The sequence below is a fragment of the Bacteroides xylanisolvens genome (assembly GCF_018289135.1).
Classification (GTDB): Bacteria; Bacteroidota; Bacteroidia; order Bacteroidales; family Bacteroidaceae; genus Bacteroides; species Bacteroides xylanisolvens.
This window is the reverse complement of record NZ_CP072216.1, coordinates 6,177,122-6,197,738: the sequence shown is the minus strand read 5'-3', so window position 1 is coordinate 6,197,738 and position 20,617 is coordinate 6,177,122. Positions and strand designations below refer to the sequence as shown.

The 20,617-nt window shown below is 39.3% G+C and carries 9 protein-coding genes; 5 read left to right on the top strand and 4 right to left on the bottom strand.

The genetic code is table 11. From position 1 onward, the window contains the following. Positions 1-36: 36 nt before the first annotated feature. From INE92_RS25110 to INE92_RS25100, 3 genes are read right to left on the bottom strand one after another with little or no spacing between them, the layout of a single operon-like run. Positions 37-3,279 carry a DUF4450 domain-containing protein gene (locus INE92_RS25110; protein ID WP_149958675.1) on the bottom strand — a complete coding sequence of 1,081 codons (3,243 nt, stop codon included), beginning with the start codon at positions 3,277-3,279 and terminating at the stop codon, positions 37-39. A 38-nt stretch (positions 3,280-3,317) separates the two neighbouring features. Further along, positions 3,318-4,937 carry a RagB/SusD family nutrient uptake outer membrane protein gene (locus INE92_RS25105; RefSeq protein WP_004308511.1) on the bottom strand — a complete coding sequence of 540 codons (1,620 nt, stop codon included), beginning with the start codon at positions 4,935-4,937 and terminating at the stop codon, positions 3,318-3,320. 11 nt (positions 4,938-4,948) lie between these two features. Next, positions 4,949-8,089, bottom strand: a complete 3,141-nt coding sequence (locus tag INE92_RS25100; RefSeq protein WP_149958677.1) for a SusC/RagA family TonB-linked outer membrane protein — start codon at positions 8,087-8,089, stop codon at positions 4,949-4,951. Positions 8,090-8,391: 302 nt separating this feature from the next. Between INE92_RS25100 and INE92_RS25095 the strand changes: the two genes are divergently transcribed. From INE92_RS25095 to INE92_RS25075, 5 genes are all read left to right on the top strand, one after another. Then, positions 8,392-12,750 carry a hybrid sensor histidine kinase/response regulator transcription factor gene (locus tag INE92_RS25095; protein ID WP_004312562.1) on the top strand — a complete coding sequence of 1,453 codons (4,359 nt, stop codon included), beginning with the start codon at positions 8,392-8,394 and terminating at the stop codon, positions 12,748-12,750. A gap of 124 nt (positions 12,751-12,874) precedes the next feature. Further along, positions 12,875-13,654 carry a hypothetical protein gene (locus INE92_RS25090; RefSeq protein ID WP_008642253.1) on the top strand — a complete coding sequence of 260 codons (780 nt, stop codon included), beginning with the start codon at positions 12,875-12,877 and terminating at the stop codon, positions 13,652-13,654. Between the two features lie 663 nt (positions 13,655-14,317). Next, positions 14,318-15,394, top strand: a complete 1,077-nt coding sequence (locus tag INE92_RS25085; RefSeq protein ID WP_004312563.1) for a glycoside hydrolase family protein — start codon at positions 14,318-14,320, stop codon at positions 15,392-15,394. Between the two features lie 39 nt (positions 15,395-15,433). Next, a complete protein-coding gene (locus tag INE92_RS25080; RefSeq protein WP_004308507.1) occupies positions 15,434-15,943 on the top strand; it encodes a DUF4450 domain-containing protein in 510 nt (169 codons plus the stop codon). Then, positions 15,909-19,079: a DUF4450 domain-containing protein gene (locus INE92_RS25075; RefSeq protein ID WP_008642250.1), complete on the top strand. Its 3,171-nt coding sequence runs from the start codon at positions 15,909-15,911 to the stop codon at positions 19,077-19,079. The genes INE92_RS25080 and INE92_RS25075 overlap by 35 nt, the downstream gene beginning before the upstream one ends. Positions 19,080-19,147: 68 nt before the next feature. Here INE92_RS25075 and INE92_RS25070 read toward each other — a convergent pair whose 3' ends face one another. Then, positions 19,148-20,611 carry a glycoside hydrolase family 28 protein gene (locus INE92_RS25070; RefSeq protein WP_004308505.1) on the bottom strand — a complete coding sequence of 488 codons (1,464 nt, stop codon included), beginning with the start codon at positions 20,609-20,611 and terminating at the stop codon, positions 19,148-19,150. Positions 20,612-20,617 lie beyond the last annotated feature (6 nt).

The window sequence follows — 20,617 nt, the reverse complement described above, 5'->3', positions numbered from 1 at the left end:
ATAATTTAACAAGTTATATTTTCGGAATAAAGACTGTTATTGTAATGTTACGCTCATCAATCCAATCACTACATCATTAGCAACGGTTTCCAATGTCAGTTCTTTCAGAGTCTTATTCTTGTCCAACGGAATATCCAGCATGACACCGGCGCCACCTTCAAATCTGCGGTCGGCAGATCCGCGAAGTTTCAAAGCCTTTCCCAAATCACGACTCACGATTCCTGTTTTTAAATGAAACCGATACGGGCGAGGTCTGGGAGCATCAAAAGCAAAATCATCCAGATAAAAGTCCTGCTCAATCGGACACCAATTATCAGGGTTTACCAATTCCAGCACCTCTGAAGTTCCATCTGTATAATATACACGTACAATTCCGTTGGCTATCCGGCACTGCATATGATTGGTGCTCCCTACAAGCAACAAATAAGCATGGGAAGCTTTTCCAGAGAGAGGAACCTTCACCATATCCGGATAATTATCCCATAAAGAAGTGTAAGCGATATTGTTACCTTCTTTCATTACACGGAAAGGAATACCAAGTGAAGTTTTATACATATTATCCTTCACCAAGCTACGTAAGCCGGAATCATCAATTTCAGCAGTCAGCAATGGATGGCACCATTCTCCAATTCCCTGAGTCGGTAACTGCAAAGTTGTATAAGGAGAACGTGGAGATAAATACTCATTTTTAAAAATATCCGCTACAGAAGAATTAAACTGCTTATCCATGTTTACCACACGACATTTACCAGTTTCAATATTTTCAAATCCATTGTATACGACTTGAGGAACATTGACATAGACATTGACAGGTTGCCACCATTCCATATTCCCTTGACGAGTGTACACAAAGAAAGTATGATGTCCTTTCTTATCTTTATTCACTTTCGACGAAAGCTTGGTTGTGTTTACCTTCTTCGTTACCAGAACATTTTGCGGGTCATATACTTTAAGAAACGAAATACCCTGAGGAGCGTTCAAGTCTACCTGTCCTTCCAGCGTAGTAACAATTTCATCATTTGCAATCTGTTGTAAGACATTACCTTCCCATTGAATCTCGATTTCAGCTTTGGTGACAGCCGGTACAGAAACAACAATCAGAGGATACCCATTCGCAGCTTCTTCCGTCTTCCATTTCACAGCTTTTCCATTCACCTTTACCAAACGGATCTTATCCTTCACTGCATTCACTTGCAACGTCAAGGCCAATGGTTCTTTGAAACGTTGTGTCACATTATAAATATCCATATCACCCTTACGTAAGAATTCATAAGCTAAATCAGCCATTGACATAGACGCCTTATCCCACGCCATAGGAAATCCCGGGCGGATCACCAATTTTCCATTCAGAGCATCCGGCGAAACGCCATACAAGCCCTGTATCAAAGTGCGGGATGTTATACCTATTTGGTCTGCAAAATCACGGTAAGTTTCCCGGCGAACAGCATCATACAAACTTATTTGTCCGAAATTGCCAGGACTTTTCCCAAGGTACATCCCATCCAGAATAGAACCTTTCAACAAATTAAAACCATCGTCTCCACGCCCTGCCTGAAAAAAAGCAAGCGCAGTATGCATCACCTCGGCAAACGCCACATTATTCACACTCCACACATAAGGCATCCAGTTCGTAGTGGATAATGTTTCATAATCACGATCCAACCCATCTGCAAATACCGGAATATGCGGAATAGAGGTATCGACATACCGGGTTGCCTGATAAGCCTGGAAAGGATCGGCTGTTTCACTATCTATCGCGTGATAGATAGTCCACAAACCAGCGCTTTCATGTAAACGCTTATGCCCCATGAAATCTTGAAACTCGGCCCAATGCCCTTTATCTTTTATCCAAAGCCTTTCATTCATCGCTTTCAATATCTTATCCGCCTCTTTTTCATAGGGAGTAGCATCTTCCCCTATCTTTTCAGCCAGCATAGCGGCCAATTTATTAGCACGATAGTTATACGCTGACGAATGAGTTACAGCTCCACTGTTATAATAAAGTGCATCACTGGCCCAAATACAGCAATAAGCATCATACAGCCCGTCATTATCAGGGTCATAATTCAATTTTTCCCATGCCAGATGACTAGTCAATACAAGCCATATTTTACGTACATAGTCCAAATCGCCGGTCCAGTTGAAATGCCAGAGCAACTCATCAATGTAGCAAAGATTCATATCATAATGATGCATTTGATCCTTTCGGTAAGGAGTACGGCAAATATACCCGTTACTGTAATGCGGGGTACCCCATTTTTTTACCGAACGTGCCAAATGTAAAGCAGTATCCTGTGTAGGATGAGGTATTGTCGCAGGGACATCCGTAACCTGACTTGCTGCATACGAATCGAAATGCGTACGAGCCCTATCATGCCAGCCAATAAAATCACCGATATAAGCAGCACGCCAGCCATTTAATTGCGAACGCCAGCCAATAGCGCCGTGAAGCCATATTTTGCCATCCCATATTCCATCAGCGGCAGCCGCCAAAGCCCCTCCCAATGGATTAAAATAGGGATCCGGAGTAGAAATCTGAAGAGATGACTCTATCTCCGAACGCCACTTTTCAGACTTATCGTATAGGGAAGTTCCTTCAACAAGAGCTGGTAAACGTAACTCCTGATCTTCCACAACAATATAAGCAGTCGTTCCATCCAAACTCAATTTATAATGTTTCTGTTCTTTCGGAAGTTGGGGAGCATCAAAACTATCAGCACGATCAGCACCCATATCACCATTGCGGCTTAAATTCTTCGCTCTAATCTCTGAAATATAGCAATGTAAAAGAGCCCCCTCCGGCATATCCTTCATTGTAAACCGCCATATCCCTCCTTCTGCGTCAGGAAATGCCAGTACGGAGATATTTAATTCACCTTTGCCCAACAAAGGATCTGTCAGACGATAAGTACGCCTTCCCGCCCTGTATCTGGCCTCACAAAATTTTAAAGAATCAAGGGCTATACTTTGATTACCACATTGCAAGCGAAAACAGATATGCTTACTATCCTTCGGCTTATAAGCAGCAAACACAGGCCGGTCGCTCGTTTCAATCCTAAAGTCTGTAATACCTCCGTACAATGCACGAGTATAGCGATTCTTGCCGTTCACACAAACAAAATCATTACCATCCGGACGATATTGTATAGTACGTTTTATCCCTTTTTTACGTTCAATTTGGGAAATTGTCTTTGTTATATGCGCCCCATCTGTCGCTGCTTGTACAACAAGTGAGAACGCAGAGCACATCAGAAAACCAATCAAACAACTTTTATTCATATTTTCCTATCCTATATTTATTACATTTACTTCAATTTTTAACGATACGCTTCATTTTGTACATACAGCCCCTCTTTCACTTTCATCTGCGAATCGGGAATAGGATAGAGATAAGTTCCATCCTTTATTTGCCGGATATACAATAACAAAGTCGGACGTATGACATTACCATTGGCATCCACTGCATATTCCTGAAATTTATCACGAACAGCTTGAAGATTATTATGACGTACCAAATCATGCCAACGGATTCCTTCACAAGCCAACTCTCTCCGTCTCTCCTTGTCAACACATTCCCGGAATGCAGCCGGTTCCTTTTCGGCATTTGTCAATACCGGTATTCCTGCACGCCGCCGTATCCTGTCGACCATATCAACCCCTTTTGAAGTTGGACCTACAATCTCGGCATACATCAACATCACATCTTCCAAACGAATCAACGGGAAATTCAGAGGGAAATAAGTACGATCCACTATCTGCGCATTAATATCATCATACCCCAATGCTTCTCTTTTCATTTTATGTTCCAGGAATTTGATAAAGAAATCCTCACCTGCATATTTCGTCACACTATTAGGATTGTCATCATTCACAAACTTGGTCGTATCAATAGTAGCCAGACACCGTACATCAAGAAAATGTCCTTCTTCATCTTGTTCCTCTTTCAATAAATTATCAAGCCCCTTCGCACAAGCAATACTATTACCGGACATTTCAAGAGTAACATATTTCGAAGGTAAACGAGGCACGGAGTGAAATACCATCGGATTACCATAATCTTTAGCGACTATATATTGAATTTCAAAGATGTGATATTTATTATCATTCTCATTTATCCACATTCTTTGCCATTCACTTGCATTTTTAGCCCAAAATTTACCGGTTGCATCCGCATAATCAATTACTTCTTCAAGAAGCTCCCTAGCGAGTTCCTTTTTAGTTTCATCATACAGAGGAAATCCCGCCATTGTCAGATAAACTCTTCCTAACAATGCCTTTGCCGCAGTCAATGTTGCACGGCCACTGGCGGATTTCCTTCCTAGATAATCCTTCGGTTCCTCCGTCAGGCTTCCGACAGCATATTCCAAATCAGGAATAATAACCTTCTCATAAATTTCTACAGCCTCCGACTGCGGAGTCGACATTGCTTCTGAAATAGTCTGAGGAACAAGCGTCAAAGGAACACGCCCGTAATAACGAACCAAATCAAAATAAGCTAATGCTCTCAAAAAACGCGCTTCTCCTATTTGTTGTTCCTTTATTCCTTCAATAGTATAATTCACCCCATCTACCTTGGACAAAAACAAATTGGCACGCGAAACAATCTCAAACAAGTCATTCCATGCATCCCGAACTGTTGCAATGGTCGATATATTAGGATTAAAAGAACTGATGTCCATATAGTCACGCTGTGCCGTACTCAGTTCTCCGCACCATGTATTATCCGAACGAACCTCTGACATAAGTAAAGCATAAGTCGACAACGGAAGCAGTCCGTTATATACTCCTATCAACGCTTGCTCCATTTGCGACGGGGTCGTATAAAAGTTTTCAGTAGTACGGGTATCTACCGGAGTGACATCTAGCCAGTCACTACAAGAAGAGAATAACAATCCCATACTCATAGCTCCACTTAGTATATATTGATATAGTTTCATAGTTTCTTTTATTAGAATGTTACATTTACCCCTAAAGTAATAGTTCTAGCCTGCGGATATGAACCGTAATCATAGTCACTATTCTTTCCGTCATTATTTACTTCCGGAGAATAACCACCTTCATATTTATCCCACATCAGAAGATTTTCTCCCGAAATATAAACACGGGCATAATTAATTATCTTCTTATTTTTGATGGGAATACGATAGCCCAGCGTTACGTTTTTAATTTTAATAAAATCGGTACTATACAACCAGCGGGTATCGTACAGTGAACCTGTATTAGAGTTATTAATACCGGGAGTTTTCCCATCACCCGGCTGTTCCTCGGAAACCCACATATTTTTCCAACGTGACAATACATTGATAGATGCTCCCATACCCGGACGATCCATGCCACGACCGAGCAGACTATATATCATTCCCCCTGTCTGTCCAGTCAGTAATACAGACAGGTCGAAATCTTTATATTTAAAGGTATTTGTCATACCAAAAGTATAATCGGGATCCGGTTTACCAACCAACGTACGATCCTGGTCATTAATCTTACCGTCATCATTCACATCACGGTATCTCACATCACCCTGGATAGAATTGGACATTGTAGGATATTTCCTCAAATCTTCCTTATACTGATACACTCCTACAGCATCATACATATAATATGCCCTCAAAGGTTGTCCAACCATCAATACCTGTGTATTCGATTTATCCCATCCAATGAAAACCGTACTATTATCTTCTCCCAAACTCAACACCTTATTCTTATTATAAGCTATATTCAAAGAAGTAGTCCACTTGAACCTTCCTGTCAATTTTTGGGTAGTCAGTTCAATCTCAAACCCTTTATTTTTTATACTACCGATATTCCCCCATGCTTGTGTGAATCCCATTGTACCAGGAACAGAAACCTGATATAATAAATCTTTAGTCGTTTTATCATAATAATCGGCAGCAAGAGTTATCCTGTTATCAAAAAATCCCAAATCCAAACCAACATTCCAACTGTGTGTCTTTTCCCATCCAAGTTCTTTATTATCAATTGAACTGGGAGCAAAACCATTGGTCAGGCTTCCACCAATTGAATAGTTGGAACTACCCATCAGCCCGATAGCAGCGTTAGTAGAAATAGAATTATTTCCATTCATACCCCAGCTACCGCGTATTTTCATTTGATTGACCACAAACTTTTCCGGCCAAAACTTCTCGTTAGAGATTCGATAGGCAGCAGAAACAGCAGGAAACATCCCCCAACGATTATTCTTTCCGAAACGTGAAGAACCGTCGCGACGAATACTTGCTGTCAACAGGTAACGGTTATCATATTCATACTGGGCACGCCCGAAATAGGATAATAAGCGATTGGGAGTTGACAAGGTAGCTAACGCAACTTTTATAGCCTCATCACTTTGGTTGAAAACTTCAAGTGAATTATCCGGGAACTGTTGCGCAGACAAGTTTGTAGTGGCTCCCGAAGAACTTTCCATTGAATAACCTGCCATAGCGGCAATATTATGCTTGCCTAATTTCTTATCATAATTTAATACAGCCTGCAACAGATATTTGGATGACCGTATATCTATACGGTTGGCAGAACTATGATACCCTTCACCATCCGTCCAGTTCTTAATTACCGAACTCGGAGTAAAAGTGCGAGTCTGACGGCTTGTAAAATCATACGCACCTTTCACTTCCGCCCTCAATCCGTCAATAATATTGACTCTGATAAAAGCTGAAGAATTCAACCGGGCCGTTTCGATATGATTGGTGACCTGCTCCATATAAGCAATAGGGCTGATTTTTGTACTAGACCATAAATAAGAGGCATAAGGTTCCGCACCGGAATATATCCCAGCATCTGGCTCTGCAACTGGACACATTGTCAAAACCTGATTTGCCTGCTGATCTTTGCCATCCACACGCCCACCATCTTTCCAGTCCATTGACGGAGCCATATTAACGCCTAAAGTGATGCGATCATACAATTTTGTCTCCACATTAGCCCGCAGATTCAAACGTTTGTAAGCACTCTCTATAGCAATACCTTGCTGGTCTATATATCCCAGAGAAAGCCGGTATTGAGTATTCCCTCTACCATTTGAAACAGAAAGCTGATAATTCTGCATCGGAGCCAAACGATAAAATTCATCCTGCCAGTCAATTAGTCTTAATCCACCGTAACCGGGCTGTGTCCATCGCGGGTCATTCATATACTCATAGTTTACCCGATTACCATTCAAGGCATAACGGGTATCCCAATCATCATCTGCCGTAGCTCCTTTTCCTCCTAAAGCAGCAAGGTATCTACTATTGTTATAGGCAGTCCGGAAAGTGATCCACTCTTCCGGGCTTAGTACATCTATTTTCTTTTCCAATTGTTGGATACTGAATGCAGCAGAAAACTGTACCCGGACTTTATCATCCTTATTAGCCATTTTAGTTGTAATCAAAACAACACCATTAGCACCACGAGAACCGTAAATAGCAGAAGATGAAGCGTCTTTCAAAACTTCAATCGACTGAATATCATTTGGGTTGATACTTCCCAAATCATCTATCGGAATTCCATCTACTACATATAAAGGAGTGGCATCCGCATTAATGGAAGCAGCTCCGCGCACACGAATCTGTAATTCTGATCCCGGCGCACCATTAGTTGACCGTACTTCTACTCCCGCCAACTGCCCCTGCAATGAAGAGGCAAGATTGGGTGCCGGACGGTCTTCAAGTTTCGCTGCATCAACTTTGGCAATGGCCCCGGTCACATTCCCCCTTTTGGCTGTACCATAACCGATTACAACCACTTCGTCCATTTGCACGTCATTTTCGCTCATCCTGATGGCAAAAACACTCTTTCCTTTAATAGAAATAGTCTGTGAAGCATATCCCAAATAAGACACCTCAATTGTCTTAGCTTTATCAGGAACTGCAAGAGTAAATTTGCCATCCACATTGGTAATTGTCATTCCAGACTTCCCTTCTGCTACAATAGTTGCCCCGATCAACGGTTCATTTCGTTCATCAACCACCGTACCGGATATGGTACGTTTTTGTGCAAATACTGTGACCGAATGGAGAGCCGAAATCATCATCAAGAAGAAAAATATATATTTTCTTCTCCAACAGCTAATCTCACAAACAGTGCTTTTCATACATTCTAGTTTTCATTTAATAATATTAGTTTTATACAATCTCATAAACCATGGTAATACAAAATCCAGTTATCAATTCAACAGCAAATATAGCGGCATACATGAAGCTGCTCATGCATTTTTCTCCATATACCATGCACATTTGTCCACCTGAACATTCTTATATAGTCCCTCTTTCTTTTTTTCAGGTTATTCAAGAAATTCAATGCAAAAGTCTGAATTTAAACTTTAAAATTACGTGCTATTTATCTATCTTTACCGCAAATCTAAAAAAACACAATCATTATTATCACTATACAAGTATGAGATTCTTCATTAAAGCTACAATTTTCTTTTTTATATGTACATGTATTATATATCCGGCAAACGCCTCCATAGAAATACATGCTAGGAATCTGACTGCCACTGACGGATTAGCCAATAATTCTATCAGGCATATCTATCAAGACAGCAAAGGATTCATTTGGTTTTCTACTTTAAATGGCCTGAGCCGTTATGATGGAAATTCATTTGTTACTTTCCGTCCCCAGAGCGGTGAAGAACTGTCATTAGCGGATCATCGTATCAGAAGTGTACAGGAAGACTCCGACGGATTCCTATGGATTACAACTTCCGCGGAACAAATCAGTTGTTATGATTTGAAAAAAGACTGTTTTGTAGATTTCACCGGCAAAGGAGAAATGAAAGACCGTTATAATGAAGTCACAATCCTCCCTAATAAGGATATATGGCTTTGGGGAAGGGTGCAAGGCTGCCGGAAAATTACTTATAAAAACAACAAATTCAGTTCGGAAACATATTCTACCGACAACCATAAACTAAAATCCGACAATATACGTTTTCTTAGTGTATTTGATTCAAATTCCATTTGGATTGGTACAGGAAAAGGGCTGTATTTACTTAAAGATAACACGCTCGAATGTATAGATTCGACTCACTACTTCCTTCAAAGCGCAGTCATTGATAATACTATTTATTTCATAACATCAGAGGGATTTATTTGGAAATACAACCAGCAGCACCTCACGAAAGTTGCCAATACTGCCACATCAACTGATTTTTTGCTAACAGGCAATATTGTATTACGTAACGAATGGCTGTTATTTACCAAACAAGGCGGAATCTTATTCAATCCCAAGACCAATACAACCAGAATTGCTCCGGAAGAGCTCAATATCCGTAATGGATTGGTAGTGAAAGATAACCGCAACAACTACTGGGTTCATAATCAGACTGGATACATTAACTATATTCAAAAAGAATCCGGTAGTGTCAAAAAGATTGATGTAAGATCGTCAAAGCTTCCATATTTCATTGATTACGAACGCTATCATGTCTATCATGACTCCAGAGACATTATATGGATAACGACTTATGGGAACGGACTTTTTGCCTATAATCCTACTACTAAAGAACTGGAACATTTTACCGCAACCGCCAATCATACAAATCCCATCGCCTCAAACTATCTTCAATATATAATAGAAGATCACTCGGGCAATTTATGGACAAGTAGCGAATATTCCGGTATATCCCAAATTGAAATCATAAATAAAGGGGCTGCAAAAGTATATCCCGAAGGTGAATTAAATATCGACAGGGCAAATGCCATCCGCTTCATATCCCACATGCAAGATGACGAAGTATGGATAACAACGCGTGCAGGCGGATTATATATCTACGATAATAAACTAACAAAACAGAAAAGCAAAAAGTATTATGATATAAATATCTATTCTGCATGTGAGGATAGTAAAGGTAATATATGGTTGGGAACACGCGGGAAAGGGCTCCAAGTCGGAGACGACCAACACTATATACATCAGGCAACCGATACAAATTCCTTAGCTGCCGATCCAGTATTCTGCATTTTGCAAGACCGCAAACAACGTATGTGGATAGGAACGTTCGGCGGAGGACTTGATCTCGCTGTTCCTAAAAAAGACAAATACATATTCCGGCATTTTTTCAATAAGACTTATGGCCAAAAGGAAATCCGCACTATCTGCGAAGACCGTAACGGATGGATATGGGTAGGAACCAGTGAAGGTGTTTTTGTATTCGATCCTGACCGTATTATAAAAGACCCGAACGATTTTTACCAATACAATCTGGATAACCATGCCCTGAAAAGCAATGAAATAAAATCAATTATACAAGATAAGAAAGGCAGGATATGGATTGCCGAATCAGGTATCGGATTTTGCGTAGCCAATATAAAGAATGATTATAAAGATATATCCTTTACTCACTATACGGTCAATGATGGACTTGTCCACAGTGTAGTACAAGCTTTCATTGAAGATGATGAAGGAAATATCTGGGTATCCACCGAATATGGGATTTCTTGTTTTAACCCGGAAAACAAAATATTCAACAATTACTTCTTTTCTAATGATATATTGGGGAATGTATATACAGAAGGATGTGCCAAATTAAAAGATGGTCGTTTGGCTTTCGGCACCAACCACGGACTTATAATACTCAATACTAAGCAAATTAAAAACAAAGAGAAAATTCTGTCCGTTACATTTACAGACTTAAAGTTAAACGGAATATCAGTCCGTCCTGCCGATATGGACTCTCCATTGACAGCCGCTCTGGCATATACAGATGCCATCAGTCTGAAATATTACCAAAGTTCCTTTGTCATAGACTTCTCCACTTTTGACTATCCAATTTCGACTAATACAAGGTTCAGCTACAAACTTGAAGGATATGACGATGACTGGAGTATTCCTTCTACATTAAACTTTGCAGCTTATAAAAACTTACCGGCAGGTACCTACTATCTACATGTCAAAGCCTGCAGCGTATCAGGTATATGGAGTGATAACGAGGAGACACTTGAAATCAAAGTAACTCCCCCTTTTTGGGCAACCGGATGGGCTTTCTTTGTTTACATACTCATTGCAGGCATTATCATGTATTTTGTATATCGTACTATCAGGAATATTAACAACTTGCGGAATAAAATTAAAGTAGAAAAGCAATTAACAGAATACAAGTTAGTATTTTTCACCAATATCTCACATGAATTCAGAACTCCGCTTACACTAATACAAGGGGCTTTGGACAGAATCCACCGTACCCACAATATCCCCAAGGAGATACGTTACTCTATCAAACTAATGGACAAAAGTACCCAGCGTATGCTGCGTCTGATCAACCAATTACTTGAATTCCGGAAAATGCAGAACAACAAACTCGCCCTTTCACTTGAAGAAACTGACGTTATCGCTTTCTTATATGAAATCTACCTAAGCTTTCAGGATACAGCCGAATCCAAGAATATGGATTTCAAATTTATACCATCCGTCAATTCATACAAAATGTATATTGATAAAGGTAATATCGACAAAATCGCCTACAATCTTTTATCAAATGCTTTCAAATATACTCCTTCCGGTGGAAAGATAGAATTCAGCATTTATATTGATAAACAGAAACAGCTATTAATCATGAAAGTAACGGATACAGGTGTAGGCATACCCAAAGAAAAACGTAATGAGCTGTTTAAACGTTTCATGCAAAGCAGTTTTTCTAGCGACAGTATAGGAGTAGGTTTACATCTTACCCATGAACTGGTTCATGTTCACAAAGGGAACATCTGCTATGAAGAAAATCCGTCAGGTGGTTCTATTTTCATTGTAACTTTACCTACTGATTCTTCCATTTATCAATCTAACGACTTCCTTATTCCTGAAAATGCCATATTAAAAGAAGAAGCACAAAACCATCCTTCGCTTTCTGCTCTTAATGAGGAAAATGCTCACTCTGAATCAGAAGAAGAAATAGATAAAGAAGTAGAAAATATAGAGAAAGAACTAAAAACAGAACTGAACGCATCTGATCAAGAGGGTCCTCTAAACAAACGGAAAATACTTATTATCGAGGATGACAATGACGTACGGGAATTCTTGAAAGAAGAACTGACCCCATATTTCGAGGTTGCTGCCGAAGCGGATGGAAAAAATGGTCTGGAGTATGCCCATAATAATGATATAGACCTCATTATCAGCGATGTCATGATGCCTGGATATAATGGTTTCGAGATAACCCGTAAACTAAAAAGTGACTTTAGTACCAGTCATATTCCTATAATCCTACTTACAGCCCTGAATGCAGCGGAAAGCCATCTGGAAGGAGTGAAAAGCGGTGCAGACTCTTACATAACAAAACCTTTCAGTACCAAACTGTTACTGGCAAGCATATTCAAACTGATAGAACAGCGTGACAAACTAAAGGAGAAGTTTTCCAATGACTTGTCAGCCAAACGTCCTGTGATGTGTACATCGGATAAAGACAAGGAGTTTGTCGAAAATCTGACCAAGATAGTGGAAGAACAACTGACTAACCCTGAATTTACTGCCGATGATTTTGCTTCTATGATGTCACTGGGTCGCACCATCTTTTACCGTAAAGTGCGTGGAGTGACCGGATATACTCCCAAAGAATATCTTCGTATCATGCGAATGAAGAAAGCTGCTGAATTGTTGTCAACCAAGAAATATACCGTATCTGAAGTAACTTATATGGTCGGCATCAATGACCCGTTCTATTTCAGCAGATGTTTTAAGGCTCAATTTGGCATCTCTCCTTCCAGTTATCAGAAAAGATACCAAGAGGGCATAAGAGAAACAGAAATAAACGAAGATTAATAAATATATTTATGTGTTTGTGAACATATGTACATGTTTAATGGAATTTTTTCACTAGTCGGAATAAAAAGTTCAGACTAATTTTGTCTCAGAAAAAATTATCAACACATTTAATTATAGCATTATGAAAAGATCAGTATTAATTTTAAGCCTGGCAGCCTTTGTATTATCAAGCAACGCACAAGTATTAAAAAGCAATCTGCTAAATGGATATAAACAAGGTGATAAATTGGAAAAAGCTACATATAATAAAGCTGATGCTCCGATAAAAATAGATACCTGGTGTGAAGCATTCTCTTCCCAAACTGACAAGAATGCCGGTAGTCCCATTACCGGACAAGAGCTCAGTTATGAGGGATATACGGAAAAAGGAGTATCTATCAAAATAGGAGAACTCCCGGAAAATGTGAAAGGTTCAAGATTTAGCGTATATTCCATTTCTGAAAAGAATGACTATTGCAGGGGAACTTTATACCTTTCATTTTTGGCAAACTTTTCCTCCGTCGCTTCCAGTCGCTTAGGCGATTTCATTGCTCTTTCCCCTGTTCATACTGGCGGTAATCTGCGTGCCAGAGTATATGTCGGTAAGATAGACGATGAACATATCCGATTCGGGACTAATCTGTTAAGAGTTAATGCAGAATCCTTCAAAAGCCATGCGCTTAATAAGACGCATCTATTGGTTCTCAAACTGGATTATAAAAAGAACGAGGTTTCATTATTTGTAGACCCAGCCTTAACAGCAGAAGAACCTCAACCCGATGTGGTAGCGAAGGGGGACGAAGATAATAACAAATTAAAAGGGGGGATTCGTTCTATTTCATTTAGGAACCGCGATGATTTGACCGGAAATGTCGGTAACTTCCGCTTCTCTTCCAGTTGGGCAGGTGTGATAGCTCAATAAAAATCTATTTTTATTATTGCATTATGATGTAATATGGAGCATTGAATTGTGTACAATGCTCCATTGTTTTTACAATCATGTCACTTAAATTCACTTCTGTCATTTTACATCATAATAAGTATTATCCTCCTCCTTCACATAAAGAAAAAAAATGACTTATCTTTAATAGACAAGCTTTCTGTTTTTAATAAACTATTGAGGAGTTTATTAAAAACGGTATCCAAGTTTATTATAAATTATAAATTTCGATTTTAAGGTTCTCCCTGTACTTTTTCATAACAAAAAAGACTGCGAACCTTATAAAGATTTGCAGCCTTTAGCTTATACGGTAACTCTCACAGCTTAACTATTGTAAGGAGCTTCTGATATATTGTTATAATATTGTACTATTCTATTTTCATTCTTTTTTAAATTCTTTATCCATTAATCTTTCCGCTTGCAAATATACAAAATTAAAAAGGCTTTGTCAAGAGTGCGCTACTATAAGAAAAAGTATTTGTAACAAAGTTCCATATCTAATACCTTACAACCATAATATCGCTATTTGTGGATAAAACTACATACAAAATGGAATTTTTTCATCATAGCTATTTGCAGAATCAACCTAATTTTGTCATACAGGTCTAAAAGAATTATTAATCATATATAAATATCACAGAAATTATGAAACACATCCTTTTTTATGCATTATTCTTTATTTTAAAGATTGCGTCGGCACAAGCCCAAAGTCTTGACCAGCCGAAGAACTATCCAGCAGATGCTATTTCTTCTTTTGCTGAACGTTTGGAACCTATGGGACGCATCTTGGAAGACGATAATTATTATGTGTGGTGTTGTGCACCAATTATAGATGAAAAGAATAAAGTACATGTATTTTATTCACGTTGGGAAAAAAAGTATGAAATGAAAGGATGGCTGGGGCATTGTGAAATCGCACACGCCGTAGCCGACCAACCGGAAGGCCCATACAAATATGTATCAACAGTACTGTCCCCCCGCCCGGGCTATTTTGATGGTAATACATGTCACAATCCAAGCATTTATAAAATAGACGGTCGTTACTGGCTATTTTACATGGGAGCAACCAATGGTAAATTTGGAACGAAACGTATCGGATACGCTGTAGCAAACTCTATTTGGGGACCGTGGGAAAGATGCGAAAAACCATTATTAATGCCTGGAAATACAGGTGAATGGGATGATTATATTACCACTAATCCAGCTTTCTTAAAACATCCGGACGGAAAATACTGGCTTTATTATAAATCTTGTAATGAAAATGAATATGTGAACCAACATATCAATGGTATTTCAGGTAACCGGAAATATGGGGTAGCTTTTGCAGATAAAATCACAGGACCTTATCGACGATATGAAAAAAATCCGATCGTCGATTTCTCCGGTTTCGGAGAAAACAGGCAAGTAGAAGATGCGTATATCTGGTATGAAAACGGTATATTCAAAATGTTAATGAGAGATATGGGGTTCTACGACCATACAGTGGGGCTCTATTTCGAATCCAAAGACGGGCTGAACTGGCAAAACCCTCAAATTGGTTGGTTTGGAGCAGAGCATTATATCAAACAACCACCCGCTCCTAAACATCTCAAACGTTATGGACGTTTCGAACGCCCGCAAGTACTAATGAAAAATGGAAAACCGGCTTACCTTTTCACGGCTTCCCAAGGGGGAAAAGCAGAAACATCTTCAGGTTTCGTCTTTAAAATCAAGCCCGAATAAACGAACATAGAACTTAAAGTACACTTATAAAAAACTGTTATGAAAAAAATTATATTGATATTATTTACCTTGTTGCAATTCCCGGCAAACGCAAAAGACTTGCCTCACTCCTCCTATTGGCACGGAGAAGAAAGAACTCTTCGATATAAACCCGAAGGAGAAGAGTTTGTAATAACCAATGGAAATAAAAGATTTACTAGAGCTATTTATGGAACTAATACCGGCTTTCGTTTTGAAACCAGTGACTTCCCCGAATTCGGACTTTACATGCCTAACCTCGGTGGAAGTGTATATATGGCTATATCTACCCCCTCAAATATTACTTGGATAAAAGATATGGAATTCATTGAATCTCGTTTTAAATCCGGGCAACGCACCTACATTGTGAGAGACAGGAGACATCTAGGAAACGGCAGTCTGACAATTGATGCTGTAGCTATGTCCGATGGCGATGGATTAGTAGTAAGATACAAAGCCAAAGACATCCCTGCCGGCACTAAAATCTTGTGGATATATGGGGGGAGCCAACAATCAGAAATTCGGACGTGAGGGAGACTTGAATTCCGACCCAGCCGATTGTTTTTTCATTAAAGCCAACAATTGTTCCGGAAATATATATCAAATTAATCAAAACAAATTTACGATACAATACGGGCACCACACCAGCAACAGAGCCTCTCAACATAAAGTAATGTCCATAGCAGGAACCTTTCCTATCGGAACTGATATAAAAGAAGTGGATGGAAACCTTATTGACCAATTGGACGAACTTATCACATCCCGCAAATCAAACAAACCGGTTATCATAGCAAAATATCCGGTTAGTACCATTCCTTTCTATATTGAACTGCACAACCCTAAAAGTCATAGTGAGTTTCAATATAATGATCTCAGTAATGTTTTCAACAAAGGTGTTGAGTTCAGAACCCAAATAGCTTCCAGAATCAAAATAAAAACACCTGATCCATTTCTGAACACATTAGGAGGCACCTTCTCTGGAGCGGAAGATGCTGTATGGCAATCTCCATCGTATCTACATGGAGCCATCTGTTTCCGCGAATTACTTCTTACCGGTTGGAGAGGGGCTTATCTCGCAGACTTGATGGGATTAGAAGATAGGGCAAAAACTCACTTTAACGGTTATCTTAATTCGCAAGTTATAGATGTTCCCGTCACATTACCCCATCTTCAGGACACAGCCCTAAACCTCGCACGGTCTGCAAAAATATGGGGAACCCCCATGTATAGTAATGGTTATATAGGAAGAGTTCCTAATAGAAGAGACGTCATGCATCATTATGATATGAATCTAGTCTTTATAGACCAACTGTTGTGGCATCTCAAATGGACCGGAGATCTTGATTACGCACGAGAAATATATCCTGCCCTCCAACGTCACTTTACATGGGAAAAAAAACTATTCGACCCCGATAACGACGGGTTATATGATGCCTATGCTTGTATCTGGGCTTCAGACGCATTACAATACAATGGCGGTAAAGTGACACATTCTACTGCATATAACTACCGGGCAAATAAAATAATGGCAGAAATATCCGAAAAATTAGGAAAAGATCCAAGCATATACAAAAAAGAAGCAGAACTTATATTATCTGCCATAAACAAAGAATTATGGATAAAAGACAAAGGATGGTGGGCGGAGTTTAAAGATAATATGGGAAACCGGATACGACATGACAACGCTGCCATATGGACTATTTATCATGCAATAGATTCTGATATACATGATCCCTTCAAGGCATATCAGGCAACCCGATATATAGATACGGAAATCCCCCACATCCCCGTCATGGGAAAAGGTTTGAAGGATACTGCCAATTATGTGATTTCAACAACAAACTGGCAACCTTATATGTGGTCTATCAACAATGTCGCTTTCGGAGAAATCTCACATACCGCCCTTGCTTATTGGCAAACAGGACGTTATGAAGAGGCTTTCAAAATGTTCAAAGGAGCTGTTCTGGATGCGATGTACCTTGGTTCAGGTCCGGGAAATGTCACACAATTGTCATTCTATGACGCAGCCCGCAGAGAGACATATCGTGATTTTGCCGATGGAATAGCGACAGGGGTACGTGCTCTTGTACAGGGTATGTACGGTATCATGCCAGATCTTATTAATAATAGACTAACGATAAGACCCGGATTCCCCGATGATTGGAATTTTGCAGAAATTGAAACTCAAAATATGGCATATACTTTTGAAAGGAAAGGCAATATAGAAAGGTATTCTATAACTCCTAATTTACTCAAAAAAGATGTCAGCTTGTCAATGGAAATAAAAGCTATAAGAAACAAAATTAAATCTATCAAAGTAAATGGAAAAGATACACCCTATACTTTACTTACAACCACTATTTTATCTCCAGAAATTAAGTTTGAGGCAGGAATAGCTGACAAATACGATATCACGATAGAATGGGACGGAGAAAAAATAAACAGAGACATGATATCTGTCAATGTAGCCAATGGCAGCCAGTTCAGACTAAATATTCCTTATAAATCAGGAAAAATATATGACCCGCAAAACGTTCTGCGTCATGCAAACTTAAAGAATGACATACTAACCGGCACTATAACCGCTCAAAACGGACATCGCACTGTATTTGTCAATATCACCAATGGAAATATGAATTATTGGCTTCCCATAGATATAAATGTCAACAATCCGCTTGATATCGTTTGTGATTCTGAATCTTCTTCTCTTATTTTTACCTTGAAAAACAATATGGATAAAGTGATAAAAGGTGATTTGTATATCAATGGTAAAAAGGTGAATGAAAACATCAATATAGAAGCTCATGGAAAAAACAACTATGAATTTGATATTCCCATTGCATCTTCAGGAACTAATAGAATAAAAGTCAAATCCGGAAAAGACACTTACTCTTTTCGAGCCATCAATTGGAATATCTCTGTACCGGAAAAATCAGTTTATAAGACGGTAGACATGAAGAAAATATTTAATGACAAAGTAAGTAATATATTCGCTTATGGAAAATATATGTTCCCAAGATGGAAATACACCACATTACAAGTTCCGACCCAAGGTATGGGACAATGGTGTCATCCTCAAAGTATTTCTGTTATTGATGACCGTGGAATAAGAAATAAGGCTTCAAGAAATAACAATAGATTCATTATGCCACAAGGAATACCTTTCAGTACTCCAGGAGAAAAAGAATATAATAATATTGCATTCACCACATTATGGGATAACTACCCGACTTCCATTAATATACCACTAAACGGTAAAGCTTCTAAAGCCTATTTCCTCATTGCAGCTTCCACTTATTATATGCAATCTCATATAGTAAATGGCGAAATCAAAATAGAATATACAGATGGACAAAAAGAAGTACTGAAACTTATATTACCAGATAATTTAATTCCTTTAGATCAGGATATATTCGTAGATGGATATGCTTTCAACACTAAAGATCCACGTCCGTGGAGAGTACGCCTTAAAACAGGTGATGTAAGCAAATATCATGCAGGCGAACTTGGAAAAACAATATCGAACAACCCGATATCTATTGATGGTGGTATGGCTACAATGCTTGATCTGCCACTCAATCCAGTTAAAGAATTAAAATCATTATCTTTGGAGACGACAGCCAATGAAGTCGTGATAGGATTGATGGGAGTAACGCTAGTCAAATAGCCACAGAATGAGGGTGATCAATGATACACCCTCATTCTATATATTTCTGGACACTGTCCATAATATTCCTACTGATAACTGATTTCTATTTTACTATCAATATTGTATTCTTGTCTTACTTGACTCTTATCTTCCACTTCCAAATAAATTTCACTTAATCGAACTTTTTTTCCATACACTATCTTTCCCGCTGTTTTCACTTGTGCTCGAATATTAAATAGATAGAAGTTCTCAATACGTAAACTATCATTCCACCCCGAAGCTGTAATGAAACATTTAGATCTTTTCGCTCTTACATGAGAGAAATAAACATTGCGAAAGTGTGGATACCCTTTTTCTTTAGGTTCTACTGGAGTCAGCATTATTTTCCAATGTGCAGGAATCTCCCTACTTTCATATTCTACAGGTAATTTCGAATAACTATATTTTGGATGCCAGTTCAAATCCACCTCCAATACATTAGATACACTATCAGCCTCAACTCCTGTGACATAAATATTCTCTACTGTCCCACCACGATTCATAGACGATTTAAGCCGTAATACAGATCCTGTGCCATACGCTATCAGATCATGAGCCAGTACATTACGAATAGAACCGGAAGTCTCACTTCCGCAAGTCAGTAACCCTGCACCTTTACGGGCAATACAGTTACGAACCACCACATTCTCCGTGGGACGATTCACACGCAGTCCGTCGGCGTCACGCCCTGCCTTAATACAAATATTATCATCGTTGCAATCCACATCACAGTTTTCTACCAGAATATTGGTAGATGAATCAATATCAATGCCATCCGTACTTGGTCCGTGACCTCCTACATTATTATTAATAGTAAGTCCGCTCACCGAACAATGATCCGAATACAAAATCTGACAAGCCCAGAATCCCGTACGCACCAACGTAAAGTCTTTCAACGTGATATGCTTGCTGTTGGAAACCAGTACTCCCCTCACCCGCTTGCAATCATAATCCACAATCCAACGCAGATTCTTCTTCTCATATTCCTCCCGCATCGCCCAATATTTATCCCAGAATACTTTTCCGCGGCAATCGATAAAACCTTCCCCCGTAAGAGCGGCATTTTCCGCATCCATTATATTGATAACGGCCGAAGGCCATGTCATTTCGATACCGGCAATGCGGGAAGGAAATTCCGGATAGTCCTGAATATTATCACTCGCAAGCAAGGTAGTACCTTTACTAAGATGCAGGTTCACACCACTCTTGATAAACAAAGCACCTATTTTATAATACCCCGGGGCAACAACTACCGTACCTCCTCCCTGTTGGTGACAAGCATCAATAGCGGCCTGGATAGCAGGAGTACTGAATACGGAAGTGTCATTCCGCAACCCGAACTTTCCGGCATCCCATTCTGTGTTTTCCGGAGTCCTCTGCGCCCCCACCTGATCGGCCCACGACAAATCCGGCTCTGCAGATACACTTCCCCAATCATAAGCAGGAATCGTCTTTTTCGGAGTTGTAAAACCAATCAAGGCCAATAGTACAATAGATAAAAGATACTTCATAATTAC